The sequence below is a fragment of the Rhizobium leguminosarum genome (genome assembly GCF_001679785.1).
Classification (GTDB): domain Bacteria; phylum Pseudomonadota; class Alphaproteobacteria; order Rhizobiales; family Rhizobiaceae; genus Rhizobium; species Rhizobium leguminosarum_R.
In genome coordinates this window covers 215582-242525 of the sequence record NZ_CP016290.1, presented here as the reverse complement: position 1 = coordinate 242525, position 26944 = coordinate 215582, and the positions used below count along the sequence as shown (strand labels likewise).

Genomic DNA, 26944 nt, shown 5'->3' with positions numbered 1-26944 from the left:
GATCACCATTCGACCTTCATCTTCTCGCCGCCCGATGTCGGGTATTCCTTCGATCCGAAGAACTTCGCCCTGCGCTCCTGAGCTGCCTGCTTTTCGGAGATCAGGAACCAAACACCGGCGCTTCCGACTGCCAGGATCGTTGCAATTGCGATGAGGAGTGCTTTCGTTCTCACCATTCCACCTTCATTTTCTCGCCGCCTGAAGTGGAGGGAACCGTCGCACTGAAGAATTTCTCTCGCCGCGCCTGTGCCAGATCCCTGTCGGTCTGCTCCGTCTGCAGCCAGGTTCCCATCATTGTCATCTGTTGGGAGACGAGACCGCGAAGCTTTTGCATTTGCGCGACTTGCTGAGCGGCGATCTCGTGCCCGACCTGCAAAGCCTTCATCTGCCCGCCAGCCGTCTCGGACATCGACCGCAGCGAGGACATCGTATCTTCCTCGCTATCGAACTGATCGGCCGTGAGGCTCGCCGCCTTCAGCGAGCTGGCAATCGTGTCACGGTTGGTGTTCGACCAGGACTGATAGGTCGAGGAGAACGTTGCATTGCTCGGTAGGTTTGTCTTGAGATCGGCATAACTCTGAAAGCGCTGCTGAAGAACGTCGTCCGCGTTCCCCATCGAAAAAGCGATGCCCTGTCCCTGGTCGACGATACTGCGCAGCTGGTTGAGATCGCTTTCGACCTGCCCCCAGACATGATCAGGAAGCTGGGCGGTGTTCTGCAGCATGTTCTCGTAGATCTTCAGCTGGTTCTGGATCTGCTCTGCAAGCTGGCTGATCTGCGTCAGCTGATTGTCGACCTGGATGCCGGAGCTTTTCATGAGGTCCACGAGCTGCGCATTGTTGGCGAGTTGCGTCCATTCCGTCGCAGCACCGGTGGCTGTACCGGCTTGCACTGAGCCCGAGCCTCCAATCGCAAGAACGGCGGCCGTCAAGCCGGCGAACCATCTATTTGAGCAGCGATGCGGCATCGTGAACTCCTCTCGTTTCAAGCCAGTGGATCGGCCAGTCGCGGCCATGTTCGAATTTCAGTGCGCGGATGCGTTTGAGGTCCTCCTTGCCCGACGCGCCGACAAAGCTCAGCGCGACTGGCCCCAACGACATGTTGAACAGCCGCCGGCCTTCTGGCGTGGCGACGTAGTATTCGCGCTTCGGCATGGCGGTAGCGACGATCTCGATCTGCCGCTCGTTGAAGCCGATGCGCTCGTAGAATTCACGCGTCCCAGACTCGCGGGCGGCGCCGTTCGGAAGGCAAATCTTGGTCGGGCAGGATTCCTTCAGCACGTCGATAATCCCGGACCGCTCGGCATCGGAGATCGATTGGGTCGCAAGAACGACGGCGCAATTCGCCTTCCGGAGCACCTTGAGCCACTCGCGGATCTTGTCGCGGAATACAGGGTGGCCGAGCATCAGCCACGCCTCGTCGAGCACGATCAGGCTCGGCGACCCATCCAAACGCTTTTCGATCCGGCGGAACAGGTAGGTCAGCACTGGCACGAGATTGCGCTCGCCCATATTCATCAGCTGCTCGATCTCGAAAGTCTGGAAGGCGCCGAGTGTGAGGCCGTCCTCCTCCGCATCGAGGAGCTGGCCCATCGGGCCATCGACGGTATAGTGATGCAACGCGTCCTTGATCTCGCGAAGCTGCACGCCGCTGACGAAATCCGAGAGTGAGCGACCAGAGGCGCTCGCCATCAGGCCGACCTGCCGAGAGATGGCGTTACGATGATCGGGTGTGATGGTGACGCCCTGCACAGCGACCAGCATCTCGATCCACTCCGTCGCCCAAGCCCGGTCGGCGTCGCTCTTAAGTTCGGACAATGGGCAAAAGGCCAACGCCCTCCCCTCTTCCGCATTGTCGCCGCCGATCTCATAGTGATCGCCGCCGGCGGCGAGCGTCAGGGGTAGAAGTGAACTGCCTTTGTCGAAGGCGAAGATCTGCGCATTTTCGTACCGGCGAAACTGCGCGGCGATCAGAGCCAGAAGCGTCGACTTGCCTGAGCCGGTTGGGCCGAAGATCAGCGTGTGGCCGACATCATCGACATGCAGATTCAGACGGAATGCCGTAGATCCGCTCGCAACCTGCATCAAGGGCGGGGATTTGGGCGGATAAAAAGGGCATGGCGCAAAAGGGTTTCCGGACCAGACCGAATTCAGCGGAATCAAGTCGGCGAGATTGCTGGTGTTGATCAGCGGCTCACGGATGTTGCAATACCAGTTGCCGGGCAAGCTACCGAGAAAAGCATCGGTGGCGTTGAGTGTTTCGATCCGCGCCCCAAAGCCTTCCGCCTGGATTAGCCGCCGGATCGCTTCGGCCTTCTCCAGGAGTCCTTCGCGATCGCGGTCGAACAGCACGACGACCGGTGTGTAATAGCCATAGGCAACCAGTTGCGACGAGGCCTGCGCGATCGCATCCTCGGTCTCGGCCACCATGGTCATGGCGTCCTGGTCGACGGATCGACTTTGCGTCTGGAATATCTGGTCGAAGAACGGCCGGACCTTCTGCTGCCATTTCTTCCGCGTCCGTTCGAGCTTCTGTCGGGCTTCCTCGGCATCAAGGAAGATGAAGCGCGATGACCATCGATAGGTCAGAGGCATCAGATCAAGGCTGTTCAGGATCCCCGGCCAGCTTTCCGCCGGCAGACCGTCGATCGCAACGACGCCGAGGAAACGGTTTTCGACCTTTGGCGTCAGTCCGTGCTCAAGCTCCGCGGTGGCGATCCAGTCGAGATACATGGGAACGTCGGGAAGCCGGATTGGATGGCTTTCCCCAGTGGTGCAGAATCGGGCGAACTGCAGCAGCTCGTCATACCGGGCAATTCGCTCCCCTTCCCTCTCAAGTGTTTCGCGGGTTTCCATTCGCCGGATCGAAAGTGTGTTGGCAAAATACTGCTCAAGCTCACGCACCGCGTTCTTGAACACGAAGAGCACCGTGTCCGCGTAGGACTTCTTCCGGCTCTCCTTATCCGCATAGATGTATTTGCTGAGTGCAGTCTTCTTGGACTCAAGTGGCCGGTAGGTCAGGATCAGCGCATGCTTGCTCTCGAAATGCCCCTGCTCGCGCGCGAAATGCGCCCGACGCTCGGCATCGATTGCGCGGGTCACGGGGTCGGGGAAATGGCATCGATCTTCTGATGGATAGTCGACTGTCGGAATACGAATGGCCTCGACCTGGATCATCCAGCTGCTTCCGAGCCGTGACAAAACGGCATTGACCTGCCGCGACAACTCGTTGCGCTCAAGGTCGGTCGCACTTTCGGAATCCGGGCCAGCGAAGTACCAGCCGGCCATCAGGCTTCCGTCCTTCAAGAGGAGAACACCATTGTCGACGAGGCCGGCATAGGGAACGAGATCGGCGAAGGACGGGCCGGTTACCCGGAAGCGTTTGAGAGCTACCATGGCCGCCTCCTCAATACCGGCGCCACGGCGACGTGGTTGCCTTGTAGTAGGGCTTGTAGGAAATGTGCCTGATATAGACTTGGCGCATGAGCGGATCCGACTTCGCCATCATCCTGAGCGCCCCGACGATGACGATCCAGACGGCGACGCCGAAGAGCGCCGAATAGACCGTGAGAACGACGAAGATGAGAATGACGGCCGCAAGGCCGGTGATCATCACCAATTCGCGGTCCGCGCCCATCAGAAGGTTCGGGCGCGAGAGGGCACGATGGATGCGATTGCGTCGCAAGCCGGACACGGACTCAGCCATCATCTCCCTCCCCTCCCCCGTTCGGACCAATTGACGTGACCTGCTCGTCGGTTAGTCCGATCGAAGCGCCGGTCGCACCGAACAGGCCGACAATGTTGGTGGCGCCGAGCAGAATGCCGGCGACGAGAACGACGTACACAAGGCGCCGGGCGAAATCGTTGAGCTCGCCGCCGAAGATGAGCATGCCGCCGGCAATGGCCACGGCTGCAAGCGCGATCGCACCCGCGACCGGGCCGGTGATCGACTCCTGAATCTGCTGCAGTGGCCCTTCCCATGGGAGGCTGCCGCCGGAACTGGCGAGCGCCGGTGCGACAGAGGCAAGAACGATTGGCGCCGCCACGAGGGCGGCGGCGATGAGGGTATACTTACGCGACATGGCGCGCCTCCTGTTCTTCGGTGAGCTGATCGGATTCGATCTCGTACTGTCCGTTGATGAACCGCTCGACTTGAATGATGTCGCGAACAAGCCGCCCACGCGGCGTCCGCTCGATCGAGATGACCAAGTCGACGGCCTCTCCGATCACCTCGTGCATCGGCTGCTGGCTTGCTTCGGCGGTCAGCTGTTCAAGCCGACGTAGCGCTGACATGGCGGTGTTCGAGTGAATGGTCGCCACGCCGCCTGGGTGACCGGTGTTCCAGGCCTTGAGCAACGTCAGGGCCGCGCCGTCGCGAACTTCGCCAACGACGATCCGGTCGGGGCGCAAGCGCATTGTGCTCTTCAAGAGCCGCGCCATGTCGATCGAATCGCTGGTATGGAGGAGAACGGCGTTTTCGGCCGCGCATTGGATTTCCGCGGTATCCTCAAGAATGACGAGACGATCCTGGGGCGCAGATTTGACGATCTCGTGGATGACCGCGTTCGCTAGCGTCGTCTTGCCCGAGCCCGTTCCGCCGGAAATGATGATGTTCAGCCTCGTGGAAATGGCACTGCGGATCGTGGCGGCTTGGTATTCTGTCATCACGCCGGCGCGAATATAGTCTTCGAGCGGAATGAGGCGCGATGCCCGGCGACGAATCGTGAAGGCAGGCTTGATGACAACGGGCGGCAACAGTCCCTCGAAGCGGTGGCCACCGATTGGCAGTTCGCCGGAGATGATTGGCTGTTCCGTGTCGACCTCTGACTGAAGCGCGTGCGCCACTGTACCGATCACCATCTCCGCTGCAGCCGACGACATCTCGCCGGCGGGCGTAACGCCGTGACCGAGCCGTTCGATGAACAACTTTCCGTCCGGATTAAGCATGATCTCGACGACGTTCGCGTCGTCCAGGGCAACACAAAGCTGGTCGCCGAGCGCTTCCTGAAGTTTGCGGACGAGCCGAAGGTGAGAGCGAAGCTGGTTCACGGATTTCTCCTTACGCTGCCTGGCTGACAGGGGGCGAGTTCAGAACGGTAGTTGGAGGGGCGAAGCCTGAGGAACGTGGCCGCATTGGCGGCCAGCGTGCCCGCTACGGCTGTCGTCACGCCGATCTTCTTGGGTTCGCCTAAACGATGCAGCTGGCACCCCACGCGGGCGAGGATGCGCTCAAACCGAAGATCGGTCACCGTAACAATCTCAGTGTAGCCATTTGCCATGCACCATTCGATGATGCCAGCGAACATTGTCAGCGTCGCTTCATGGACCGAGCCGGCGCCCCTCCCCTCCGCGAGAGCCGTGTCGACACAGAAGCGAGAACTCTCGATCATCGCGGCATGCCCCTTGAGTTGGCCGTCGGGGAGCAGCGACTGGAAAACGTCGGCCACCATTGTCGGTCCGAGCGCAGGAAGAAGCCTTGCGCACCCCGCCAATTCGCCGGTCTCTGCGATGGCGAGAATATAGGTCGGCCGAAGCGCGTCGAAACGATCGGACTCGCACCCCGCCGTTACATCGACTTCCCAACCCAGGCGATCGGAAAAGACCCGAGCACGAAGCTGATAGTGGATGTGTAGGAGATGCGCCTCTTGGATCGTCCGTGGTGTTGAGAGCGCGAGAGTCCGCATGATCTTTCTCCGTCGTTGTTGGTCGGCGGGAAATCAGCACAGTTTGGAATCGGAGGGCAGTTGTAGGATTCAACATGCACGTAGCGAGGTGAGTCGCGGCTCATGAGGGGTGTGGCGCTACAGAGCCGCCTAATCTACTTGCTGCTACACTGTTCGGATTTGTAGGATTCACAGGAGAACATTCCGGGATCAGGGAGCCGGGCATTTGAGGCTAACTCTCGGAGCGGAAAAGCAAAAATGCGAACAGCCTTATGGAGATTGTCCCCGGTCGTTAACCTTTTATTAACCCTAAACCTCTGGACCAGTTCGGAGAATCGTGTTCTATTTTTAGCGGGCAATGGCCGGTAAACCGGCGAAAAGCCGCCAAGAGGGACAGATGGCGATAGCAAACCGAGTAGAAGCAAGTGTTGGCTCGAAGGAAGATGCCGGCAGCAAAATCATGCGCCATGCCGGGCTTCTGTCCGGGCAATTGCAGCAGCTCAGAACTCGTATGTATCCGCCAAAATCGGAAAAGACCCTGCGTCCCTTTCTGACCAACGAAGTGTCGAAGCTGACGTCTATACCCGATTCCACCCTGAAGCTCATGTCCACCGAAGGACGTGGGCCGATTCCCAGTAGGCTGGAAAATAACCATCGCGTCTACACGCTGGACCAGATCAATGAACTGCGTGAATTGTTCGCGCTGCAGAAACCTGCAGACGCCTTGCGATTCCTTCCTCGTCGTCGTGCCGGCGAGCACCTCCAGGTTCTTGCGATAGCCAACTTCAAGGGCGGCAGCGCGAAGACGACAACCTGTGTCCACCTTGCCCACTATCTCGCCCTTCATGGGTATCGTGTCCTCGCACTCGACCTGGACCCGCAAGCATCCTTGTCCGCTTTGTTCGGTGCTCAGCCAGAAGTTGATGTCGGGTCGAATGAAACGATCTATGCCGCTTTGCGTTACGATGACGCCGAGCGTCGTCCCATCCGCCATATAATTCGCAGGACATATTTCGATGGCATCGACCTCATTCCTGGCAATCTTGAAGTCATGGAGTATGAGCACGAAACGCCACGGATCTTGGCGAACAAGTCCAGCTCCGGCGCAATCTTCTTTGAGCGACTGAAACTCGCCCTTTTGGAAGTCGAGGCGGACTACGACATCGTGATTCTCGACACTCCGCCGTCCCTCGGCTTTCTGACTTTGAGCGCGATATACGCAGCGACTAGCATGATCATCACGGTCCACCCGGCCATGCTGGACGTCGCGTCAATGAGCCAGTTCCTTCTCATGATGGGTGATCTGATTAGTGTTCTGAACGAGAGCGGCGCTCAGTTGGACCAGGACTTCATTCGGTATCTGGTTACACGACACGACCCGAATGACGCGCCACAGTCGCAAGTCGTTGCGATGCTTCGGCACCTGTTCGGCTCCGATGTATTATTGCCCACCGCCATTGAAAGCACCGCGGTTGAAGCAGCCGGCTTGGCGAAACGCTCGGTATACGAGCTCGAATTGGGACAGATCGGACGCGATACTCACAAGCGTGCCCGCGAGGCGGTAGATGCTGTGAACGAGGCGATTGTTCGCCTCGTCAATGAGAGCTGGGGGCGGACATGAGCAAATCCCCTCGCAAGTCGATTGTCGCCAGCTTCGGGTTGCTTTCCGCAGAGCTGGAAAGCGATCAGGCTGCGGATCAACAGCAGCCGTCGCAGGCCCCTGCCCCGGTTCCCGGAAATCGTGTCGGAGCAGGTGTGATCGGTGCTGCTCACCGAGCAATCGACGACATTCGAACAGAGCGAGATCGCTTGAAGGCTATCGTGGAGTCGGGCGGTGGTTCGGTTCGCGAGTTGGATCCGTCGCTCATCGACCCTTCCCCTTATCCGGACAGACTGCCGGACGATGACGCAACGAGCTTCGAGGCGTTCAAACGGTCGATCGAGACTGAGGGGCAACAGGTTCCCGTCCAGGTCCGCAAACACCCCTCGTCCCCTGGTCGCTATCAGATCGTCTACGGTCATCGACGCTGGCTCGCTGCTAGGCAGCTTGATAGGCCTGTTCGCGCCCTCGAAGTCGAGATTTCCGACCTCGACCTAGTTCTTGCACAAGGCATCGAAAACGCGGGTCGCCAAGACCTCACCTGGATCGAGCGCGCGCTGTTTGCCTCCCGAATGGATGATGCGGGGATCAAGCCTCGGCACATCTACGCCGCGCTTTCGATCGAGGACGCAGAACTGGCTCGGATGCGGAATGTCTACAGGATCGTTCCCGCGGATATCATCGAGGCCATTGGGCGAGCGCCGAAGATCGGGCGGCCACGTTGGCTCGACCTTGCCAAGACGGTTGCGGGCGACACGGGAGCGCTCGATGCACTGCGGGCGGTCCTGGTTAGGAAGGGTGAGACGGCTGAGACCTCTGATCAAAGGTTTCAGCGTGCATTGAATGCCATCAAGCCAGTATCGACTGGTCGGAGAGAGCCAAGCCCGATTACAGACATGAGCGGAACGAAGCTTGGCGCCCTGTTGATATCCTCGAAAGAGGTTCGAATTTCGGCTGAGGGTTCACTCGGGGGCGACTTTTTGAAGTTTATTGAGGCGGAGCTCCCAGCGCTAACGGAGCGCTTTGTCCGCCTGCGAGAAGACGAGAAACCCTGACAGCTGTCAGGGTTTGGAGATAAAAAAAGGACGAACTGCAAAAGAAAAAGGCCCCCCAAACGTTGCCGTCGTGGAAGCCTCTCTCAATGTGTGACAACTAGAGAATCGCATTTCCCCGAATTCCAGTCAAGAGTCTTTGGCACCGTAATTTGGTGAGCGGGTTTCTTTTGCCTTTTTGAAGGTGAAGAAAATGCAGATTGGAAGTGTGACGACGCCCTTTGGGCGGCGACCGATGACGCTTGCCCTGGTGAAGCGGCAAATCGAGACGAGTAAAATCAAGCCGGGCAAGACAGCGGACAAATGGAAAGTCTTTCGGGACGCATCCGAAGCAAGGGAGCTGCTTGGGCTGCAGGATCGCAGCCTGGCCGTCCTTGACGCGCTCCTGAGCTTTCATCCAGACAACGAATTGCGCCAGGATGCGCAGCTCATCGTTTTTCCGTCCAACGCGCAATTAACGCTGCGAGCCCACGGTATCGCCGGCGCTACGCTTCGCAGACATCTGGCCCTTCTCGTTGAGGCAGGACTGATCGTGCGGAAGGACAGCCCTAATGGAAAGCGCTACCCCCGGAAGGACAAGGCGGGTGCGATCGATAGCGCTTTCGGCTTTGATCTGTCACCGTTGCTCATGCGAACAGATGAGCTTGCCATGATGGCGCAACAGGTCGTTGCAGATCGTTTCGCCCTCCGCCGGGCGAAGGAAAATTTGACGATATGCCGGCGTGACGTTCGAAAGCTCATTTCTGCGGCGATCGAGGAAGGTGCGTCAGGCAACTGGGAAAACATCGAAGCAATTTACATCGGTCTCGTGGGCAGGATTCCGCGCTCTCCGACGCTCAGTGATGCGACTTCAATCTTGGACGAGATGGAGCTCTTGCTGCAGGTTGTCACCAACATCCTGGAAATGCAGCGAAAAGACGAAAATAATAGCACCAATGGTGACCACAATGAGCGTCACATACAGAATTCAAATACCGAATCCATCAATGAACTTGAACCTTGCCTCGAAGACGAGCAGGGAGCAAAGGCGGTGGACGATGATCGGCCGAAGCGGGAGCCAGTCCGGAATTTTCCGCTTGGTATGGTGATGCGGGCCTGCCCCGAGATCGCGATATATGGGCCGGGCGGCACGATCGGAAGTTGGCGCGAGATGATGGGTGCAGCGGTGGTCGTCCGGTCGATGCTGGGCGTCAGCCCGTCAGCCTATCAGGAGGCCTGCGAGGTCATGGGGCCGGAGAATGCAGCCACGGCGATCGCCTGTATCCTTGAGCGAATTGGGCACATCAATTCGCCGGGAGGATATCTGCGAGACCTGACACGCAAGGCGGCACGTGGCGAGTTTTCACTTGGCCCGGCGCTTATGGCGCTGCTTCGGCTGAATGGCGATAGCGATCGCAGGACGGGATAGTTGATTACCTAGGCTGTTGGTCGGCTGGTCAAAACCCTGACAGCTGTCAGGGTTTTGCGATCGGCGGATGCTGGAGCGGGGAAGGGTAGATCAACTCGGCTGGCGGATGCTGACATCATCCGACAAGGCAAGTTTTCGCTCGGTCCGAATGGGCAAATTAAATGAAGTTGCTTGCCTGGTCCGAGCCGTGCTCTGCTGGCCTTCGAGACCGTTTTAAAAATGAGGAAGAGCAATGCCGTCTGAAACTCGATCTCCGCGCCTCGCTGTTCTGATTGATGCGGACAATACATCCGCTAAAATCGCCGACGGGCTGTTCGAAGAGGTAGCCAAAATCGGGGAGGCGAGCGTGCGTCGCATCTACGGTGATTTTTCCGGCACCCGCTCCAAGGGTTGGGCGGACGTGCTCGCAAAGCACGCGATTATCCCGCAGCAGCAATTTGCGTATACAACGGGAAAGAATGCTTCCGATATCACTTTGGTCATCGATGCAATGGATTTGCTGCACAGCGGGAGGTTCGACGGCTTCTGCCTAGTGTCCTCGGACAGCGATTTCACGCGGCTTGCCGCCCGGATCCGCGAGCAGGGTGTCGATGTATTCGGCTTCGGCGAGCAGAAGACACCGGAAAGTTTTCGCCAGGCCTGCCGGCGGTTCGTCTATACCGAAAATCTGCTTCCTGGCGCGATCAAGGACGAGCAGAATACTGCTTCCACCGACAAGCCGCTGCAGCCGGCAACATCGGCCGTGCCGCTGATCAAGAAGGTACTGTCCCAGGAGGATAGCGATGACGGCTGGGTCAACCTTGGCACCGTCGGCAAGCAGTTGTTGAACCTGGCGCCGGATTTCGACCCGCGTACATTCGGCTTCCGAAAACTCAGCGATCTTATCCGCAAGACGAACCTGTTCGAGATTCGCCAGGCCGAGGGCGGTCCGATCAGCATCCGGGTGAAACAACGAGGCAACAAGTAGCACCATCGTCGAGGCGATAGAGAGCGAGGGAATACCGGGAAACCTCGACGGTGAGTATGGGCTTTCCCGCGCGGCAAGAAGCGTCTATCAGTGCTGCCGCAAAGAATACTGTCAAACGAGCACGCTTCGGCAATGCGATTGATCAAAGGAAGATGTCATGGCGACCGGTACGGTGAAGTGGTTCAACGCAACGAAGGGCTTCGGGTTCATCCAGCCGGACGACGGCAGCGCCGATGTGTTCGTCCATATTTCCGCAGTGGAGCGGGCCGGCATGCGCGGCCTCAACGACGGCCAGAAAATTACCTATGAGCTGGTAAAGGATCGCAAGTCCGGCAAGATGTCTGCGGACAACCTGCAGGCCTGAGTCTGACTGCAGTTGGATGGTCGGATAGGCCGGGTTCGCCCGGACTATCCTTTTTTGCAGGCCATGTGCGCGGTGCAAGCGCGGGACCTCAATGTTCTGCATTGCAGTATTACCCTCAGAGTGTTCAAGCGGTTCACCTCCTCCCGAACCGCTTGGGTCCGACGGACAGCAGGCTGTCAGTCACTATCGGATGCCCGCGCCCCTTGCATGTTCAAACTGCATCCATTGATGATGGGTGCGACCTCTGGGGGATGGCCATCCCCAGAGGTCGGACGGGCGGGACCGTAACCCCCTTGGCTTGAACCGGGGATGAGCCTGGTCCGCCCGTCCTTCGCGTTTGTCCTGAACAGATAGTGGGGAGCAGGTCCCGTATGCAAGGCAAGGTATCGTCCGAACGCACCGCGATAGCGACAGTTTATGTCGGTATCGATGTCTGTAAAGAGTGGCTGGACATTCATCTGCATCCTCTCGGCCGCAGTTTTCGGGTGGCCAACGACACGGCCGGCCTGCGCCGCCTCAAGCGGGAGCTCGATGCGCTTGGTCAGATGCCGCGCTCGGCGCTGCATATTGTCATGGAGGCGACCGGCAAGTGGCATCGCGCCGTCCAGCGCTCGCTGCATGCCGATGGCTTTTACGTGTCGGTCGTCGATCCGCTGCGCGCCCGGCTGTTTGCCAAAGCTTGCGGCTTTCTCGCCAAGACCGATCGGCTCGATGCGCGGCTTTTGGCCATCATGGGAGAAGCCCTCAAGCCCGCACAGACCCCACCGCAGGACCAAGCCCTGGAAGCCCTGCAGGAACTGGTCAATGCCCGATCTGCGGCCAACGGTGAACGCACCGCCCTGTCCAACCGGATGAAGACGGCCGTGACCGCCTTCCTGCGCAAGGAACTGACGCGCCGGCTTGCCGCGCTCGACACCCATATCGCAAGACTGGATGCCGAAATCCAGCGGAGCATCGGCGCCGAGCCCGAGATGCGCCGCCGCCTCGACATCCTCATCTCCATTCCCGGCATCGGAGCCGTCACCGCCGCAAGCCTGATCGCTGGCCTTTGCGAACTTGGCGCCTGCTCCGGCAAGCAGGCCGCCATGCTGGCTGGCCTTGCGCCGCTCGCCTGCGAAAGCGGCGAGCGGGCCGGACATCGCGCCATCAGGGGCGGACGCCCCGCACCCAGGAACGCCATCTACATGGCCGCCCTGTCCGCCTCCCGTCACAACCCGGACCTCGCACACTTCGCCGAAAGACTGAAGAAGGCCGGAAAACCCAATAAGGTCGTCCTCGTCGCCGTCATGCGAAAGCTCATCGTGCTCGCAAATACCCTCATCACCAAAAACCGCATCTGGACACCAAATCCACCTTGACACCAAACACAGATGCTCATCCCTTGCTGGGCTTTCTGTTGCGCAAGCAGGACGACCGCCACATCCCTCATTACGATTTTTGCCATCCTTATCGATCAAGGCCCCACGAGATCGCCCCAATTGTCTTGACGGATCTGTTCTTAGAGCCGGCCGGCCGGCCCCAAGGACGCCATCGACGCATTTAATTTCGATGCGGCTGAGAGGATGCAGACCAGAAGCTTAGAGAAATCAGCAGCATCCCCGTTTCGCGAGTACTAGGTTCCCTCGTGATGCTCCATCTGCGCCCGCTAAGGGACGATTAACGTGACCGACACCAAGCGGGCGAAGGTACAGGGGCCGCACGTATTTGCTTCTAATCTACGGTCCCCCGCCCGCCAGCTTATGACAGGAAGGAAGCATTCGGCGCCCCTGGAGTGAAGGGCTGACGCGCGGATATATCAAACTTGGCAATTGCTCTGATGCTGTCGAAAATTCCCATCTTTGCGAGGAGTGCTGAAGGGGTGAAGGTCACGCTGCAACGTAGACGTACTTCAACTTAATCTCGGTTCATCGCTCGCCCCATCTCGGGGAAAGCGTTAGTAAAATTACCTGGCTGTAACCCACTTCTGACCACTGGAGCCGGAAGCAGCCTTCAGAGCATACGCGTAGCGCGTCCGCTGCGACGGGTGGCATTGTTGTAATAACTCAAGGCTTGCTGAACCGAGCGATGTCTCGACTGCTCCATCGCCTCGGGAAGGGGGATGCCACGGTTTGCCGCCTCGGTCAGATATCCAGATCGTAGCCCGTGCGCCGAAAACTCCCCACTATCCAACCCGGCCATCTGCGCCCGCTGCTTGAGGATGGCATTGACGGACTGCGGATCGAGCGCCCGCCGAGACACCGTCCCCCAGCGCCCGATCCCCCGAAACACGCTCCCTTTGTCGATCTTCGCCGCTGTCATCCAGGTATTCAGCGCCTCGACGGGTCGGCCGGTCAGATAGACGATGTCGTCCTGTTCGCCGGTCGTGGTTTTCGTCCGACCAAGATGGATGGCGAGAGAGGGGAGGGGAGGGCCATTCTCAAGTGTTATTGGCGGCTCGACGGTTAACTGCTCGCGGCGCAGCCCGGCGATCTCGCTGCGCCTCCGGCCACCGGAGGCAAACGCGACCATCAGGATCGCCCGGTCACGCAGATCGCGCAGACTGTCGCTCGCGCAGGTCGCCAGCAGTTTTGCCAGCACGTCCCCGGTGACGGCCTTGGCGCTCTTGCGAAGACGTTGTCTTGGCGCGGCTCGGATCGCCAGCCGAATGGCTGACTTGAGGGCAGGGGAGGCGAAGGCGCCGTCAAAACCGCGCCACTTCGTCAACGTCGACCAGTTCGCCAGTCGGCGGCGCACCGTGGCGGGCGCGTGCGGACCGAGAGATTTGAGAAAACCCTGGCTCCGGAGGTTTTCGTCGACCTCGGCCGGCATGCCATGATCCTGATCGGTCTCGCGGTGTTGCGGGTCCCAGAGATGATGGGCGACGAATTTGAGTAGCAGGGCTTCCGGCGCCGGCCAGGGGAGGGATCGTCCGGTCGCCGCCAATCCCCAGGCTTCGAGATAGGTCAGATCGGAGGTCAGCGCCCGCAGTGTGTTGTCGCCCATGCCCTGGTTGACGAGATGGCGCAGCGTCTCGACATCCTGGTCGGTCAGCAGTTCGGCGAGTTCGTCGCGGCGCTCGATCGGCAGTACGGCGGCGATGGTGTCGAGCTCTTCGGCGCGCCGCTCGACGGCGGTCAGTGATGTCTTGGGTTTGGCCACGGACCCTCCAAATGGCAGGTTTCGGCGGCCGTGTCGGCCCTGCTTTGCTGCGATCCTTGCTGATTTGCGGCGCCAAATCAATCTACCATCGATAACCAGTACTTATCGATGGTTAGAACGCCAACCAGCAATCATACCATGTGAGGAACCGCAATATTGTAATAGAGTTCTTTTAGCAAATCATTTACCATAATTTCAATGACTTATGATCTCGCGAAAATCAGCATGACAGCCCTGATGCGACCGGCTTTCGACGCCAGCTGTGGCTTTTACTTCCCGATTTCAATTGAAGCGCTAAGCTAAAAATCCAGCCCACGATTTTGACCTAACGATTTCATCATCGGGGCAGGGGAGGGAGTCAAAGCCCGGACGCCTTGGTGAGGTTCACCCGAAACCGGTCCCGCCGCCGCTGATATTTTCGGGTCATCTCGGCGGACGCGTGCCCGAGCTGGTTCTGCACGTAGCGCTCATCGACCTCGGCCGAAGAGGCCAAGCCGGCGCGCAGTGAGTGGCCAGAAAACTTTTCCGCGCGCTCTGCCTCGGTGAGGTCGGGGCGCACGCCCGCAGCCAATGCCACCTTCTTGACGAGCCGTGCCACTTCCTGATCGAGCAACCGGTCCGATCCGACATCCTTGCCTTGACCGGTGACCCGCCGGAAGAGCGGGCCGTGCGCGATCCTTGCAAGGTTCAGCCAGGTCCGCAGCGCAACGACAGGGCAGGTCGCGTCCGACGAACCACGGCCGATTTCCACTTCGCGCCAACCTCGTTTTCCCCGGACCGTGACCACCATGCCCTTGTCGAGGATCTCGACCCAGCCGCGGCTGTCCTTCGTCTGGTCACGGCCGACGTCGAGCCCGACAATCTCGGAGCGCCGCAGCCCACCGGCAAAGCCGATCAGCAGCATGGCGCGGTCGCGAAGGCCTCGCAAGGTACCGCGGGGAAGCGTCTCCAGCATGGCGATCAGGTGTTCGGGCAGCACCGCTTCCTTCTGCCGGGGAGGGGCAGCATGGGTGTTGCGAATGCCGGCAAGAACCGTCGCGATATGGCGGTCCCTGCGGTCGAGCGGCGTGCCACGTTGGGCATAGTTCCAGGTGATGGCAGACAGCCGCCGTTCGATCGTCGTCACCGAATTCGGCTTGCGGCCGGCGATTGCCGCACCCGAGGCGGTGACCGCGTCACTGCCACCGGCGCAGGCGGTGATGTAGAGGCCGACGGTGTGCGGGTTGGGTGGCAGGATCTCCAGCCCTTGCCGGCGGCACCATCCGGAAAAATGCTTCCAGTCCGAGGCATAGGCCTTGCGGGTGTTGGCGGAACTGGAGGCCTCGACATAACCGCGCGCTCGATCGGCAAGCTGCTCCAGGTGGGCGGGCAAGGCAGTGCTTGCTTCCGGAAGAGGGGAGGGGAGGGTGGCGTTGTGCATCGGGATGCCGGCCGACGGCTGCGACGCGGAAATATCGTCCGGAACCGGCGTGCCGAGAGACGGAGCAGAGCTCGCCTCGCCATGATTTTCGCTGTTTTGCTCGATGATTTGGCTCATTTCCTTATAATGACAGAAATGAACGATAATGGAAGTTTATCGTTCGTTTTATATGATCGACGGCACGTGCGGTTTGATACAATGTTGCTGGCCAAAACTGCGCACTTGATTTATGCTCTCGTGCATGGATTCGCCCGCATCAGCCCCACCACCTGCCCCGATCTGGTCGCAGGCCCGGCCAACCTGGGCACTGCCGCGCGGCCACGAAACGAACGAGGCCGACGCGGCCTTTGCCGCCGGTATCGCTCTGAAATCCCTTGACGATCTGATCCGCGCCGACCCTCAGTGGCTCGGCTGCTGGCGTGATCGCCTCGCCCTGAAGTCCGCCGCGATCGCTGCCAGAATGCTTGGCCGCAACGAAGAAGAAGGCGCGCTCCGTGACGCGCTTTTGCTGACGGCACCCGGGGACGATCCGGGGCCGGCCGGAAAGCTGTTTCTGGCCACACGATCGCTGACCCGCCGATCCGGCACGCCGGGGTCGCCCTTCGTCAAGGAGCTCGCCGATTTAATGGACCTGCGTTGGGACGATGGTCTTGCCTCGATCCTGGATACGGTCGATTCTGCGATCCAGTCCGGGCGAGCAGCACCTTTCGCAGTGGCGGACCTGATAACGGCGATCTTTGCCGTTCGCCCGGATGCCGAGGTGCTTGCCCTGGGCCTGGCCGATGTCGTGCTCTCCCAAAAGCTGAAATGGCCAAGACCCGTGCCGCTGCTGCTGTCCGAGCGCTACGGCGCCGCCTTCCGTACGAACGGCGGACGCGGGCGTGTGCGACCAGGCGATCCGGCTTATCCGCGCGCGGTCTGCCTGGCGTTGGTCGAGGGTGTCGAGGCGGCGCTTCGCTCTGCTGCCGATATCGATCGGCGGGCCAGCCGGCTGCTGGCTGTCGCGCCGAAGCTGCGCACCAAGGGTGCCGGATCGGTGATCCGCAGGCTGTTGAACGAGGATGCAGTGCCAGCCTCGGCGCCCGGCAGCAACCTGTCGCGCTGGGCGGCCACGCGGCTGTTCGAGCGGCTCGAGAGTTTCGACGCGGTGCGCGAACAGTCCGGCCGGTCATCGTTCCGGATTTTTGGGTTGTGATGATGGGTGCAACGAGCGCAGCGAAAACCAGCGGCCGGCGTCAGGCGAAAGATCGACAGCAGGAGGTCTTGTTCGACCGCGAACTCGAAGACCTGCCGGCCGAACTGCGCTGGCGGGAATGGATGCTGCGCGTCGAGGCGGTGATCTTTGCTTCCGCCGAGCCGGTCAGCCGCGAGACGCTGGCGCGGGTGATCGGCAAGGATTGCAGTATTGACCTGCTGATCGACGATCTGAGCGAGGAACTCAGTTCCCGGCCCTATGAGCTCGTATCGGTCGCCGGCGGCTGGCAGCATCGAACGCGTTCGCGTTACGCGGACGCGATACGATCTTCGTCGGCGCCGACAAGGAGCGGGGCGGCGGCGCTGTCGGAGTTCGAGGCGATGGTGCTGATGGCGGTGGGATATTATCAGCCAGTCACCCGTGGCGAGCTTTCAAAGATCTTCGGCAAGGAAGTCAGTCGCGATACGATCGCCGCGCTCCGTAGTGCTGGCTTCCTCGCCTCTGGACCACGCAGTCCGACGCCCGGCGCACCCTATACCTACGTCACGACCCGACATTTTCTATCGGCCTTCGGCATGGAGACATTGCGCGACCTCCCGAACATCGAGGCGCTGGAGGATGCGGGGCTGCTCAGCCGGCAGGTATTGCAGCAAGCCGCGGCAACTGATCTTGAGAATGAGGCGTCGGAAGACGAGTGAGCTTTTAGCACTGGCAGCGACCGGCTGGAACTGAGCGTCTTGCGCGCTGGTCGGCCATAGTTGAGATATTACGCATCTGTTCATAGGCGCTGAGCACACCCGAAAGATCGATCATTGGTCGGTCAATGTCCGCCGCGGGAGGCCGACCTAACTTACAGGCGAGCGCTTCCGCAAACTGTCCGATCAGCACACCAGGGCCACCATCCGGCGGAAGCACGAATCGGGCCTCAGCACCGGCCAGGGCATCCTGCTCTTCGATACCCTCGTCGCCTGGGTGACCGACAAGGCGTTCGAAGCAGCGTGTGCGCGCTGATGCGGATAGGCCAGTCAGGATCGTCCGTGGATAAATTCCGGCAGGCCGAGGTATGTTCAGAAGACGCCGAATGAGCACGCCGCCTGCGGACGAACTGCTGGTCGATCCATAGCTGCAGAGTTCATCAATGCACCGGTCTAGTCTTCTCGCCACCGGGCATAGGTCGATGGCCGATGCGCGGCGCAAGTCGTAACCACACAGGGCACAATAATGTTGCGGCACGAGCTCGCTCTGGTCAAAGGCGGCAACGTGGCTGCGGCAGGAAGGGCATCGGTCACGCAATCTGCTGCCATGCGTGTCGCATGCAACACGGGTTGCCAACCGCCATCGCCGCCGAAAATACGGATGTGCGTCGTCGGCGAGGCATTGCGAGCAGAACTGAAGCCAGGTCGAACGATCCCGCCGCCGGCTGTTGCGAAGCGGTAGCAAGAGTTGATTCGGCAGAGTGTGTGACAGTGTCATTGTAGTCAGCTGATGGAGCGAAACACCGGCGTATGTTTGAAGCTGGTTCGCCACATCGATCGGGAGCCTGAGATCCAATGCGGCTGACCACATTCCCGAATTGAGCCCCAGCACCCGGGCGAAAGCGCGCGCGGGCACGCCATTGGAATAGGCAAGCCTGTGAAGCCAGCTCGACAGCAACTCGTCCGGCTGTGGTGTGGTGATTATCGGCCATCGCTCCGAAACGATATCTCGATATCGCTCGCGAATGCTGATGACCGGCGCCTGGCCGTCGATCGCCGTCATACAAGGCTTTCGCGTAGCGCGGCATTGCGCCGATGCGAGATCGGCATGTGACGCAGTTCTTCTATACCAGCCTTGGTGATGCGTTCCACGCCGGATCTGATTGCCAGGACGGCTGCCTTTGTGACGATGGTGACGACCTCGCCGATCAACCCTTCTGACAGACTGAATATCCGGCGCGCCAACGGTTCGTTCGACAGGTCGGAGGCTTTGGCTATGGGCAAGGCCGCTTCGAGACTGTCGAGAAGCATGAGATAGCTTTCGTCGTATTGCCACCGAGGGACCGCCATCAGGTCGAACCGGCTCGCCATCTCGCTGGTGGCGTTGACGAAATCGTAGATGGCCACCTCACCGATCAAAACTGGTGAGATGTCGTATTGCCGGCCGATCCGCCGCAAGAAAGCAAAGACCGCCTCTACATCGCGGGGGCGGCCCCGCAGCGCATTGTGAAATTCGTCGAAAATCAGCACCCTCGGTTTGAGGTTCGCCAGCAAATGATCCAACTGCTCGGCCTTCCGGCCGACGTCCCACATCTCGCCGCCAGGCGCGCGGAGGCCTTGGAGAATGCTGGCATAGAAGTGGCCGAGTCCGGCCCCTTCGCGTGTCTGGACTATCCATATCCTTTGCTCAGGCGATGTCCGAAGGTGTTCGACGGCAAACCGCTCTGCGATCATCGTCTTGCCATTTGCATAGGGGCCGACCAGCATCAGTCCCTGGGTTCGCAATGACGCAGGTCGTGACAGCAGCTCGGCCAGGCGCTGATGGCTGTCCTTTGCAACCTGGTGCCCAATCCACCGCGGCGCACGAACATAGGCGACCCGTTCCTCATTGCTACGATCGAGAAGAGGTCGGACATGGTCAAATAGATGATCCGACATGCCGGTCACCAGTCTTCCACGGGTAGCCGGTTCTTCTGTCGCATTGGATGTGCTTTGTGATCCGGTGCTTGCGCCTCGGTGGCAGCGTAAGGTTTCTGTGCTGCGGCAGCATGTGCTCTGCGCACCGCATCGCGCAGCTCGCGTTTAGAAGGCTTTGCAGCAGCGGCGATGGCTGCGATCTCACGACGAAACGCCACCTTGTCGACGCTCGAGCGCAGGTTGATCGCGCGTCGGCGCCCGCGCTCCGCATCATGTTCCCACAGGGTCAGCGGCACGAAGTGGCCGTCACGTCGCTCGACCGGGCGAAACAATCGGGTTTCCGGGTCACGGACGTAGACATGGCTGATGTCACGGGGATCGTATCGCACCTCCAACTTTCCAAGCCGATCTCGCTCTGGAACGAGGGAACCGAGCCATGGCGAATAATAGTGCAAGGCGAACATGCTGATCCCTTGGGCCGACAATTGCCGTTCGGTCCCGGGCAAAAACGACAACAGCACCTGCTGCGGCTCATCGTTGCAATCAGGCAGGGCCATATTGTCGCGCTGCCATTCGATAATCGGCACCTTCAGCGTCTTGGGATTTTCCTGGAGGTTGTGATCGATGATTGCCAGCGCTACGCAGCGCTCCAGATCGGCGAAACTCAGGCAAGCGCGTCGTTCTGACGGGTATTCGTCGCGATCGGCCACCGAGCGGCCTGAGGAGCCGGGATATGTGCCAAGAACTCCGTTGAGTTTGCCCAGCAGTCGCTCGACAACGCCCCCTTGATGGACCCGGCCACGATCGCGATAGCGGATACGGATGCCGTAATCGTCGCAGCCGCGTTGGAAGGCGTGTCCCTTGAACTCCTTGGCCGAGTCGGTAACGAGCAGCTTCGGCCGACCGAACATTGGCCAGGCATAGTTGAGATTGCGCGTGGCGAGCCACGTATCTTTCCGGCATATCGCCTGCGCGAGACAAAGCGCGACGGACAGGACTGACGGCTTTTCCAGGGTGAGACAGAAACCAAGAATGGCACGTGTCGCTACATCGGTGACGATTGTGAGGTACGGGCGGCCGACGAAAACTCCGGCCCCGTCGACAACCTCCACGAAATTTATGTCGGTCGGCGTATGGTCGATCTGGCAGACGTCGAGCGGGTTTGGTGCATGGATATAGCCCGGTCGCGGCTTGAGCCGCAGCACGTGCTTCGGGTTGGCCGAGCGCTTCTTCGCAATCTCTTCAACCGAGAACAACGACGGGATACGCCGTGCGACTGATACATAGGACGGCAATGGATGGCCGGCTTCCTCACATCGAGCGCGGATCTCGGCGACGACAGGTGCGAGAGGCGGCGCCTCGAGCGTAAGCCACTGCTCGCGCAGCGTCGCGCTGATGACTTCTTCGACCGCTTCCGGCAGTCGTTTGCGCCGATCGGAGCCAGTGCGAGGCAGCAGTGCAGTTACTTTCCGCTCTGCGCGATAACGGGCCAGGAGGTTATAGACTTGTCGCGATGTCAGCCGGAGTTCGGCTGCCGCTCGAGCTATAGCGTCCTTTCGCGATCCGCCCGCTTCCAAAATACGGTCCAGCTCGCGAGCGGTCCGGCGTGCAGTAAGCCATTGGACATCAGAAGAGTCATGGCCTGGTCCACGATCTTGAAATGGCTTTGGCATGCTCAGCCCCATCGAAATCGTTAGCGAAAACCTGCCCTATTTTTGCCGCCTAAGCTTAACAAGCGCATGACATTTGGCCGATTGAAATTGCAAACTAAAAGCCACACTCGCGAAAATCAGCATGACTGCCTTGCTGGAGCCGGCATCGGCATTGACCCGTCTTGACGAGCGGATCGCTCGTTCGCCCGTCGGCGCCGGCTGGATCGAACGATCGCATTTTGCCGACGCCTGCGCCTCGCTATGGATCGACGGCGAACTCGTGCATCTCGAAGATCTGGTGCTGCATGACGCCGGCGCCGATATCCGCGCGCCCACCCATGAACTCACCATCGCCCGCGACGTCCTGAAAACCCGCCGACGGATCGCATCGCAGCCGCCGGGCTGGGCGCTCAGCGCCGACGGTCTCCGCAGCCTTCGCGGGCAGGCGTGGCCTGCAGCGGCCGCCGGCGCGTCAGCCTCGGAAAGCGCCGTTGAAGCCGAAGGGCCGGAGCCGGATCTCGCTGCGGTCGGGGAAGGGGAGGGGGAGGATGCCGCTGATGCCATCAACCCACTCGACGCCGAGTTTGCCGCCATCGATGCGGTGCTGGCCCGATCAGAGGCCGCGATCGAAAACGCAAAGTCGCCGAACCGCGTCGGTTCCCGCGAAAAGGATCCGTTCGTCTATGATCTCGATTGGGACGAGGACGAACGGCTCGGAGAATGGCGGGCGGTCCTGCGCGAACTCGACGGCTTCCCACCGGTGCTGCAGGCGATCCTCGCCCTCGACGCCTGGAATTCTTTGGAGGTTCTGCAGCATGCGCCCTGGCTCGGCCGGCTGCTGGCAGCATCATTGATGCGTCAGGCCGGCGTGACCACCGGAGCGCATATGGCCGCCTTCAATCTCGGCCTGAAAACCATACCGGTCGATCGCCGCCGAAATCGCGATCGCGAAACCCGGTTGCTAGCGCTTATCGCCAGCCTCATCGCCGGGGCCGAGCTTGGCCTCAAGGAGCACGGCCGGCTGACCCTTGCCCGGCAGTCGATGGAGCGCCGGCTGACCGGCCGGCGCCAAACGTCAAAGCTGCCGGAGCTGATTGAGCTGGTGATGTCGCGGCCGCTTGTTTCCACCGGTATGGTGGCCAAGGCGGTCGGCGTGACGCCGCAAGCGGCGATACGGATCGTCGGCGAGCTCGGGCTCAGGGAGATGACGGGGAGGGGCAGGTTTCGGGCGTGGGGCGTGCTCTAATACGCCCTGCTATCTATGCATAGAATCGGGTCAGAATTCCACTTCATTGGGGGGTGGGGAACGCGCAAAATCCCAAGGTGAAAACTACAACAGAAACGTGTATCCATGACATTGGGATGTGTAATGATCTGACAGACGACTTCGGTGGGTGAAGATGGCGCGTAGCATAGCAGATATGACGCTCGATGAAGTGCTGTCACACCTGATCGCAGGAGAGGTTCTGCATGTATCCGGTGCAGACGAATTCTCGCTTCCATTGATCGATAGCCGCGCGATTCTGGCCTTCTACAATCAAGACCGTAAGGCATATTGGAATCCGGACAAGGACACGTCCATCCAGGACGGTGAAGTGGACCGAGTTCTGGCGGCGCTCGACAACGTGCCGAAATCCGCGGTTGCTTCATCCAGCGTGGCGGCAAATACTCAGAAATGGCAACTTGTAAAGATCGAGGCACATCGCTTTCGAGGGCTGCATCGTCATTGCGCGGACGGGGGCGTCGACCCAAAGACTTTTGAGCTCGAGCTTTCAGCACCGGCTACCTTGTTTCGCGGCTTCAACGGGGCGGGTAAGACCTCACTGGTGAGTGCTGTCTGCTGGTGCCTTACGGGATATGGGCATCGCTCGCAGGGACTGCCGGCGCCGTTGCATGAATGCATTGCGGTGCAGATCGCAAGCGACGGCGAGGAGGTGCCGACAAATGGCTTCGATATACCGACGATCGTGCCGATTCCGACGGAGCAGGAATTGGTCGCGGTTGACGGTGTGCCGAAGGTTGACACTTGGGTTCGCCTATCATTTCGATCGCTGATCGATGGGAGGGAAGTCGTCGTCGAACGACAACTCCAGCGCGACGGAAAAAAAGCGTTTAAGACGGTCGCGATCGGTTTGGAAAACTTGAGTCTCTCAGACCTGGCTCTTCAAGTCGGGACCCTCATGCCTGGGATTGCGGCTGCCACACGATTTGATGACAAGACAACTTTGTCGCAGGCCGTCTCTACGCTGACCGGCTTGCGGCCTTTGGCGCATTTTGGCGCGCGTAGTGGGCGCCTGCACGACCGATTGACCGAGAAATATCCTAAAGCCGCGAAGCAGGAAAAAGAGGCCAACGAGAAGGCGGCAGGAGACCAGAAGCAGACCCTGGCTGACCTTCTAAAGGATAGCCCCGACCTGCCGAACCTTGATTGCGTCGTCCTGCCTGATCAAAGCGATCCCGATGCGTGGGCAACTGGGCTCGAAGATGCCGAAAATAGAATGAAGGCGGTCGAGGAGACGACGGCGAAAGAGGCGAAGTTGATCTTGGGCGTTTTGCCGGCTCTGACATCGGATCAGGAGGTCAAGCGGTTTGGAGACGCCTTGACTATCGCTCGGAGCTGCTTCGGCGGAGCCGCCTTGCGAGGTTTGCCATCAATCCAGCTCGTGGCGAAACTCAGTGAACTTCAAGATGCAGATCTCGATGCGGGTGTAGCTGTACTGGAAGATGTCGAGGCCGAAGCTAAGAAGCTTGTGGAACGTCTATCCGACGCCGACCGTTCGGATAGGTTACGCCTTTATGGCCTCGTCGCCAAATGGCACGAGAGCGTGCATCCTGGGCACGCCTTTTCGGCCTGCCCGGTGTGCGAACGGGATCTCACCCAACCTGGAGCGATCCCCCGGGACGCGCTGCTCGATCAGTCGGTCGCGGACGCTTTGGAACAGGCCAGGAAAGCGGACGCCGCCCTTATTAAAACGGCATCCGAGTGGGAGCGGGACGCGATGCGTGCGCTCCGTGGCATGTTGCCTATTGGGTTGCAGCCTTTTGTGTCCGACAAAGTCCCGGATGATCTGGCGACCGTCTACAGAATGGCCCTATCCAAAGAGGTATTCGAGCAGCCAGATTTCCCGGTCGTCCTTCGCAAAATGGCGCCAAGCGTCGCCGAGCTGTGCAGTCTCGCCTGGAAGGACGCGCCCGAGCGCGCACCACTACCGGGCGCGACGATACCGCCAGAAATTCCTGATAACGAGGGCCTGCGAAACGCAATCAAGAACGTCCGGCGCGCGATCAGCCTCGCCAGATATCGCGCTCAGAACGCCGATTTCGCAAAATCGGCGGTAACCGGTGTAATACGTTCTGAGGCGCCAGAGAGCGGGATCCTCGCCAACGCTCGCTCTGTCACGGGACAGCTCAGCGTCCTCAATACTTACCTGGAAGCGGCGACCGTTTTTGTTCGTGTTCGCCATCAACTTAGCCAGTTCAAGTTGACATGCCGGTCGTGGAAGGCAGCGTGTGATCGCATCGAAAGGCTTGATCGAGCGGCCAAGGCTGTTGAGCCGTTCAAGCGCTTTCCTTCCCTTGTGCACGATCAGGTCTCCGGCCTTATTCTCAGCCTTGATTCACAGGCTACGGCCTGGTCGCAGCGAATGTACAAGGCACAGTTTCTCCAGGCGCCCGCATATGCTGGGTTGGATCCGGCTAAGAGCGACGGATTTACGTTTCTAGCGGCGCAGGGCAAGCATTTGGTGGAAGCACACCACGTGATGAATGCCTCGGCTTTGAGAGCTTACCTATCGGCATTCGTACTGGCACTGTGGCAGCAGGTTTGGGCACGATCCGGGGGGATTTCCACCATCTTGATGGACGATCCGCAGGATCTGCTCGATCCGGGGAACGTTGCCAATTTGGCGGCAACCGTCCCACACCTTATCGCGGCGGAAATGAACCCGCTGATCTTGAGCAATGATTTTGGTTTCATCCCTGCGATTGAGGCTTTCGTCTCAGCGCATTCGACCTCCGCCCCTGGTCGGCGCACAGACGTGTGGGAGTTTTCTGCCGTTTCGACGTCGAAATGCACCGTGAGCCTCGCGCCAGTCGCGGATGAAGCCCGGCTGCGGTGCGAGCACTGGCAGAAGACCGACATCAATGATGTCTCGCTTGCCCGTGCATTCGTTCACCCAGTCCGTGTCCGCATCGAGATTAAACTGTGGGATTTGCTCGCGTCCGATCCAGCGGTTCTGAGGGACCCGACACTGAACGATCTCCTCAACAAGATCGCAAATGCGCGAAACCGAGGCGAACGTCCATTCAACGAGGAGCCGTTCCGAAAGCTGCTTGAGTTTCCTCAGTTGAAGGCAGGCGCGCCATTTCGAGATGCGATCAATAAGGCACACCATGGCAAGGCAGATCAGCTCACACCCGTGGATGCAGATGTCGTCCGCCAAGGCTACGAGGACGTCTTTGCGGCGATTGATGCTTGCTGGCTTGCTTATGCCCGTTTCATGGGCCGTCTACCGCCGGATCAAGCCGTGGCAGAGGCTACGAAAGCCCCAGCCGGGCCGAACGTCGTTCCGTTTCTGGTCAAGCCAGTATCAGTTATCGGGCGGCTTGCGGCTCACGAGAGCGGGGCCGCGCGCTCCACCATTGACGATGCGAAGGAAAAATTTGATTTTGCCTCCCTCGGTGCAATTTCGCTTTTCACGCTTCGCGCGCCGACGCTGGGGCTAGTACCACGCCACAGAGATTATGACTCTTTGACGGGGTAAGCTTTACGGAGCTTTTTGCGGGCATTTTCGGTTGTGAACATCCATTGGATCTTTGCGCCGTGGGCGTTGCGTTGCTGCTCCCAGGCTGCGACTTCGGCGATTATGGTGTCTTTGTTGTCGATACGACGGTCGAGGCATTGGCTACGCAGGACACCGATCTCGATCTCGACCATGTTGAGCCAACTGGCGTGCTTGGGCGTGTGGTGGAACTCCAGTCGCTTCAGCACCCTTCGAGCTTGCGGGGCGGGAAATGCGTCGTAAAGCGCCCCGGCGGAATGAGTGGAGAGGTTGTCCATCACCACGCGGATGATCGGCGCGTCGGGATAATCGACGTCGACCAGTTCGCGCATGCACTCGGCGAAGTCTTGGTTGGTTCGCCGATCGGTGACCTTCACCCTGCGCCAGGGCCGGTGGGCGTCCATGAAGACAAACAGATTGACCGTGCCGTTTCGGCGATACTCGCAATCGTAGCGTTCAAGCTGGCCAGGCTTGGCCGCAATGGGCTCGCGCACTTCGCCGATGAGTTGGGTCGGGCTCTCGTCGAAGCAGACCACGGGCCTTTGTGGATCAGGCGTTTCTGCGTAGAGGTCGAGAACATCCTCCATGCGCGCGACGTATTCCCCATCGATCTTTGGGATGCACCACATGTCTTTGCGCCAAGGCTTGAGATGGTTCTCAGCCAGCCGGCGACGCACGGTCTCCGAGGACAACTGGTCATGATCGGTGAGCCGGACCATCTCATCTGCCAGAAGCTCCAGGGTCCAGCGGGCTCGCCCGGGCGGCGGCTTTGAGCAGGCGGTCGCTACCAACAGCGCCTCCTCCTTGCTCGATAGCTTGCGCTCAACACCCGGGCGCGGTTCTTCGCTGAGCGCCCCTTCCAGATTGGCTTCCACAAACCGGCGTTTGGTCCGGTAAATCGTCGATCCGCTGACGTTCAAGGTTGCCGCGATCACCTCGTCGCTGAAGCCTTCGTTCGCTGCGACCAGGATCTGGGCGCGCTTGATCTTGCGCGACCTGTGGCACCCCCCGCTCAACAAAGCGGCCAGTTGGTCACGTTCCGATTGGCTAAGCTCTATGTGAAACTTTATATTCATCGACACCTCCTTCAGCG

General features: G+C 59.9%; 23 protein-coding genes. 10 read left to right on the top strand and 13 right to left on the bottom strand.

All coding sequences use genetic code 11. From position 1 onward, the window contains the following. Positions 1-2: 2 nt before the first annotated feature. The 7 genes from trbK to BA011_RS35595 are packed head-to-tail and all read right to left on the bottom strand — an operon-like array spanning position 3 to position 5683. Positions 3-176, bottom strand: a complete 174-nt coding sequence (trbK, locus tag BA011_RS35625; RefSeq protein WP_065284296.1) for an entry exclusion protein TrbK — start codon at positions 174-176, stop codon at positions 3-5. Continuing rightward, positions 170-967 (bottom strand): P-type conjugative transfer protein TrbJ, encoded by a 798-nt coding sequence (trbJ, locus tag BA011_RS35620; protein ID WP_065284295.1) that lies wholly within the window; start codon positions 965-967, stop codon positions 170-172. Before trbJ ends, trbK begins: the two co-directional genes overlap by 7 nt. Beyond that, complete coding sequence (locus BA011_RS35615) at positions 945-3395, bottom strand: conjugal transfer protein TrbE (protein WP_065284294.1); 2451 nt, start codon at positions 3393-3395, stop codon at positions 945-947. Before BA011_RS35615 ends, trbJ begins: the two co-directional genes overlap by 23 nt. A gap of 10 nt (positions 3396-3405) precedes the next feature. Then, positions 3406-3705, bottom strand: a complete 300-nt coding sequence (locus tag BA011_RS35610) for a conjugal transfer protein TrbD (RefSeq protein WP_065284293.1) — start codon at positions 3703-3705, stop codon at positions 3406-3408. After that, entirely contained in the window at positions 3698-4081 is a 384-nt protein-coding gene (locus BA011_RS35605) for a TrbC/VirB2 family protein (RefSeq protein ID WP_065284292.1), read from the bottom strand. The genes BA011_RS35610 and BA011_RS35605 overlap by 8 nt, the downstream gene beginning before the upstream one ends. Next, a complete protein-coding gene (gene trbB / locus BA011_RS35600) occupies positions 4071-5048 on the bottom strand; it encodes a P-type conjugative transfer ATPase TrbB (protein WP_065284291.1) in 978 nt (325 codons plus the stop codon). The genes BA011_RS35605 and trbB overlap by 11 nt, the downstream gene beginning before the upstream one ends. Next, positions 5045-5683, bottom strand: coding sequence for an acyl-homoserine-lactone synthase (locus BA011_RS35595; RefSeq protein WP_065284290.1), 639 nt, complete (start codon positions 5681-5683; stop codon positions 5045-5047). The genes trbB and BA011_RS35595 overlap by 4 nt, the downstream gene beginning before the upstream one ends. A 376-nt stretch (positions 5684-6059) precedes the next feature. Here BA011_RS35595 and repA point away from each other — a divergent pair, with 376 nt between their 5' ends. From repA to BA011_RS35565, 6 genes are all read left to right on the top strand, one after another. Further along, positions 6060-7283, top strand: coding sequence for a plasmid partitioning protein RepA (gene repA / locus BA011_RS35590; protein WP_065284460.1), 1224 nt, complete (start codon positions 6060-6062; stop codon positions 7281-7283). After that, positions 7280-8317, top strand: a complete 1038-nt coding sequence (gene repB, locus BA011_RS35585) for a plasmid partitioning protein RepB (RefSeq protein WP_065284289.1) — start codon at positions 7280-7282, stop codon at positions 8315-8317. The genes repA and repB overlap by 4 nt, the downstream gene beginning before the upstream one ends. 190 nt (positions 8318-8507) lie before the next feature. Continuing rightward, complete coding sequence (gene repC, locus BA011_RS35580) at positions 8508-9722, top strand: plasmid replication protein RepC (RefSeq protein WP_065284288.1); 1215 nt, start codon at positions 8508-8510, stop codon at positions 9720-9722. A 232-nt stretch (positions 9723-9954) separates the two neighbouring features. Further along, positions 9955-10689, top strand: coding sequence for an NYN domain-containing protein (locus tag BA011_RS35575; protein ID WP_065284287.1), 735 nt, complete (start codon positions 9955-9957; stop codon positions 10687-10689). Positions 10690-10846: 157 nt separating this feature from the next. Next, positions 10847-11053, top strand: coding sequence for a cold-shock protein (locus tag BA011_RS35570; RefSeq protein WP_027511051.1), 207 nt, complete (start codon positions 10847-10849; stop codon positions 11051-11053). A gap of 371 nt (positions 11054-11424) precedes the next feature. Next, positions 11425-12411, top strand: coding sequence for an IS110 family transposase (locus tag BA011_RS35565; RefSeq protein WP_065280768.1), 987 nt, complete (start codon positions 11425-11427; stop codon positions 12409-12411). 631 nt (positions 12412-13042) lie between these two features. Here BA011_RS35565 and BA011_RS35560 read toward each other — a convergent pair. Together BA011_RS35560 and BA011_RS35555 are read right to left on the bottom strand one after the other, a co-directional pair. Next, a complete protein-coding gene (locus tag BA011_RS35560) occupies positions 13043-14191 on the bottom strand; it encodes a site-specific integrase (protein WP_065284286.1) in 1149 nt (382 codons plus the stop codon). 358 nt (positions 14192-14549) lie between these two features. Next, positions 14550-15728 (bottom strand): site-specific integrase, encoded by a 1179-nt coding sequence (locus tag BA011_RS35555; protein ID WP_065282908.1) that lies wholly within the window; start codon positions 15726-15728, stop codon positions 14550-14552. Between the two features lie 124 nt (positions 15729-15852). Here BA011_RS35555 and BA011_RS35550 point away from each other — a divergent pair, with 124 nt between their 5' ends. Together BA011_RS35550 and scpB are read left to right on the top strand one after the other, a co-directional pair. Next, the gene (locus BA011_RS35550) at positions 15853-16806 is read left to right on the top strand and encodes a DUF1403 family protein (protein ID WP_065282909.1); all 954 of its coding nucleotides are present in this window, start codon (positions 15853-15855) and stop codon (positions 16804-16806) included. A 2-nt stretch (positions 16807-16808) separates the two neighbouring features. Next, positions 16809-17504, top strand: a complete 696-nt coding sequence (gene scpB, locus BA011_RS35545) for an SMC-Scp complex subunit ScpB (RefSeq protein ID WP_065282910.1) — start codon at positions 16809-16811, stop codon at positions 17502-17504. 4 nt (positions 17505-17508) lie between these two features. Here the strand turns inward: scpB and BA011_RS35540 are convergent, their stop codons facing one another. Genes BA011_RS35540 through BA011_RS35530 form a run of 3 tightly spaced genes read right to left on the bottom strand, consistent with a single transcriptional unit; the run spans position 17509 to position 21091 of the window. Further along, a complete protein-coding gene (locus tag BA011_RS35540; RefSeq protein WP_065282911.1) occupies positions 17509-18564 on the bottom strand; it encodes a TniQ family protein in 1056 nt (351 codons plus the stop codon). After that, positions 18561-19439, bottom strand: a complete 879-nt coding sequence (locus BA011_RS35535) for a TniB family NTP-binding protein (protein ID WP_065283526.1) — start codon at positions 19437-19439, stop codon at positions 18561-18563. Before BA011_RS35535 ends, BA011_RS35540 begins: the two co-directional genes overlap by 4 nt. Before the next feature lie 5 nt (positions 19440-19444). Further along, complete coding sequence (locus tag BA011_RS35530; RefSeq protein ID WP_065283527.1) at positions 19445-21091, bottom strand: Mu transposase C-terminal domain-containing protein; 1647 nt, start codon at positions 21089-21091, stop codon at positions 19445-19447. Between the two features lie 121 nt (positions 21092-21212). On the opposite strand from BA011_RS35530, the gene BA011_RS35525 reads away from it, so the two are divergent. Together BA011_RS35525 and BA011_RS35520 are read left to right on the top strand one after the other, a co-directional pair. Then, on the top strand, positions 21213-22316 hold the full coding sequence (locus tag BA011_RS35525) for an RHE_PE00001 family protein (protein ID WP_065284285.1): 1104 nt from the start codon (positions 21213-21215) through the stop codon (positions 22314-22316). A 175-nt stretch (positions 22317-22491) separates the two neighbouring features. Further along, entirely contained in the window at positions 22492-25833 is a 3342-nt protein-coding gene (locus BA011_RS35520; RefSeq protein WP_237352854.1) for an ATP-binding protein, read from the top strand. On the opposite strand, the gene BA011_RS35515 is transcribed toward BA011_RS35520, so the two are convergent. Continuing rightward, entirely contained in the window at positions 25812-26927 is a 1116-nt protein-coding gene (locus tag BA011_RS35515; protein ID WP_065282351.1) for an IS630 family transposase, read from the bottom strand. The genes BA011_RS35520 and BA011_RS35515 overlap by 22 nt on opposite strands. Positions 26928-26944 lie beyond the last annotated feature (17 nt).

Bases quoted from the DNA above. Each gene is read 5' to 3' on its own strand.
- BA011_RS35540 (WP_065282911.1), bottom strand. From the start codon at position 18,564: ATGACGGCGATCGACGGCCAGGCGCCGGTCATCAGCATTCGCGAGCGA.
- repA (WP_065284460.1), top strand. From the start codon at position 6,060: ATGGCGATAGCAAACCGAGTAGAAGCAAGTGTTGGCTCGAAGGAAGAT.
- BA011_RS35515 (WP_065282351.1), bottom strand. From the start codon at position 26,927: ATGAATATAAAGTTTCACATAGAGCTTAGCCAATCGGAACGTGACCAA.
- BA011_RS35575 (WP_065284287.1), top strand. From the start codon at position 9,955: ATGCCGTCTGAAACTCGATCTCCGCGCCTCGCTGTTCTGATTGATGCG.
- repC (WP_065284288.1), top strand. From the start codon at position 8,508: ATGCAGATTGGAAGTGTGACGACGCCCTTTGGGCGGCGACCGATGACG.
- scpB (WP_065282910.1), top strand. From the start codon at position 16,809: ATGGGTGCAACGAGCGCAGCGAAAACCAGCGGCCGGCGTCAGGCGAAA.
- BA011_RS35525 (WP_065284285.1), top strand. From the start codon at position 21,213: ATGACTGCCTTGCTGGAGCCGGCATCGGCATTGACCCGTCTTGACGAG.
- BA011_RS35550 (WP_065282909.1), top strand. From the start codon at position 15,853: ATGGATTCGCCCGCATCAGCCCCACCACCTGCCCCGATCTGGTCGCAG.
- BA011_RS35615 (WP_065284294.1), bottom strand. From the start codon at position 3,395: ATGGTAGCTCTCAAACGCTTCCGGGTAACCGGCCCGTCCTTCGCCGAT.
- BA011_RS35555 (WP_065282908.1), bottom strand. From the start codon at position 15,728: ATGAGCCAAATCATCGAGCAAAACAGCGAAAATCATGGCGAGGCGAGC.
- repB (WP_065284289.1), top strand. From the start codon at position 7,280: ATGAGCAAATCCCCTCGCAAGTCGATTGTCGCCAGCTTCGGGTTGCTT.
- BA011_RS35520 (WP_237352854.1), top strand. From the start codon at position 22,492: ATGACGCTCGATGAAGTGCTGTCACACCTGATCGCAGGAGAGGTTCTG.
- BA011_RS35610 (WP_065284293.1), bottom strand. From the start codon at position 3,705: ATGGCTGAGTCCGTGTCCGGCTTGCGACGCAATCGCATCCATCGTGCC.
- BA011_RS35530 (WP_065283527.1), bottom strand. From the start codon at position 21,091: ATGCCAAAGCCATTTCAAGATCGTGGACCAGGCCATGACTCTTCTGAT.
- BA011_RS35595 (WP_065284290.1), bottom strand. From the start codon at position 5,683: ATGCGGACTCTCGCGCTCTCAACACCACGGACGATCCAAGAGGCGCAT.
- BA011_RS35535 (WP_065283526.1), bottom strand. From the start codon at position 19,439: ATGTCGGATCATCTATTTGACCATGTCCGACCTCTTCTCGATCGTAGC.
- trbJ (WP_065284295.1), bottom strand. From the start codon at position 967: ATGCCGCATCGCTGCTCAAATAGATGGTTCGCCGGCTTGACGGCCGCC.
- trbK (WP_065284296.1), bottom strand. From the start codon at position 176: ATGGTGAGAACGAAAGCACTCCTCATCGCAATTGCAACGATCCTGGCA.
- BA011_RS35605 (WP_065284292.1), bottom strand. From the start codon at position 4,081: ATGTCGCGTAAGTATACCCTCATCGCCGCCGCCCTCGTGGCGGCGCCA.
- BA011_RS35570 (WP_027511051.1), top strand. From the start codon at position 10,847: ATGGCGACCGGTACGGTGAAGTGGTTCAACGCAACGAAGGGCTTCGGG.
- BA011_RS35565 (WP_065280768.1), top strand. From the start codon at position 11,425: ATGCAAGGCAAGGTATCGTCCGAACGCACCGCGATAGCGACAGTTTAT.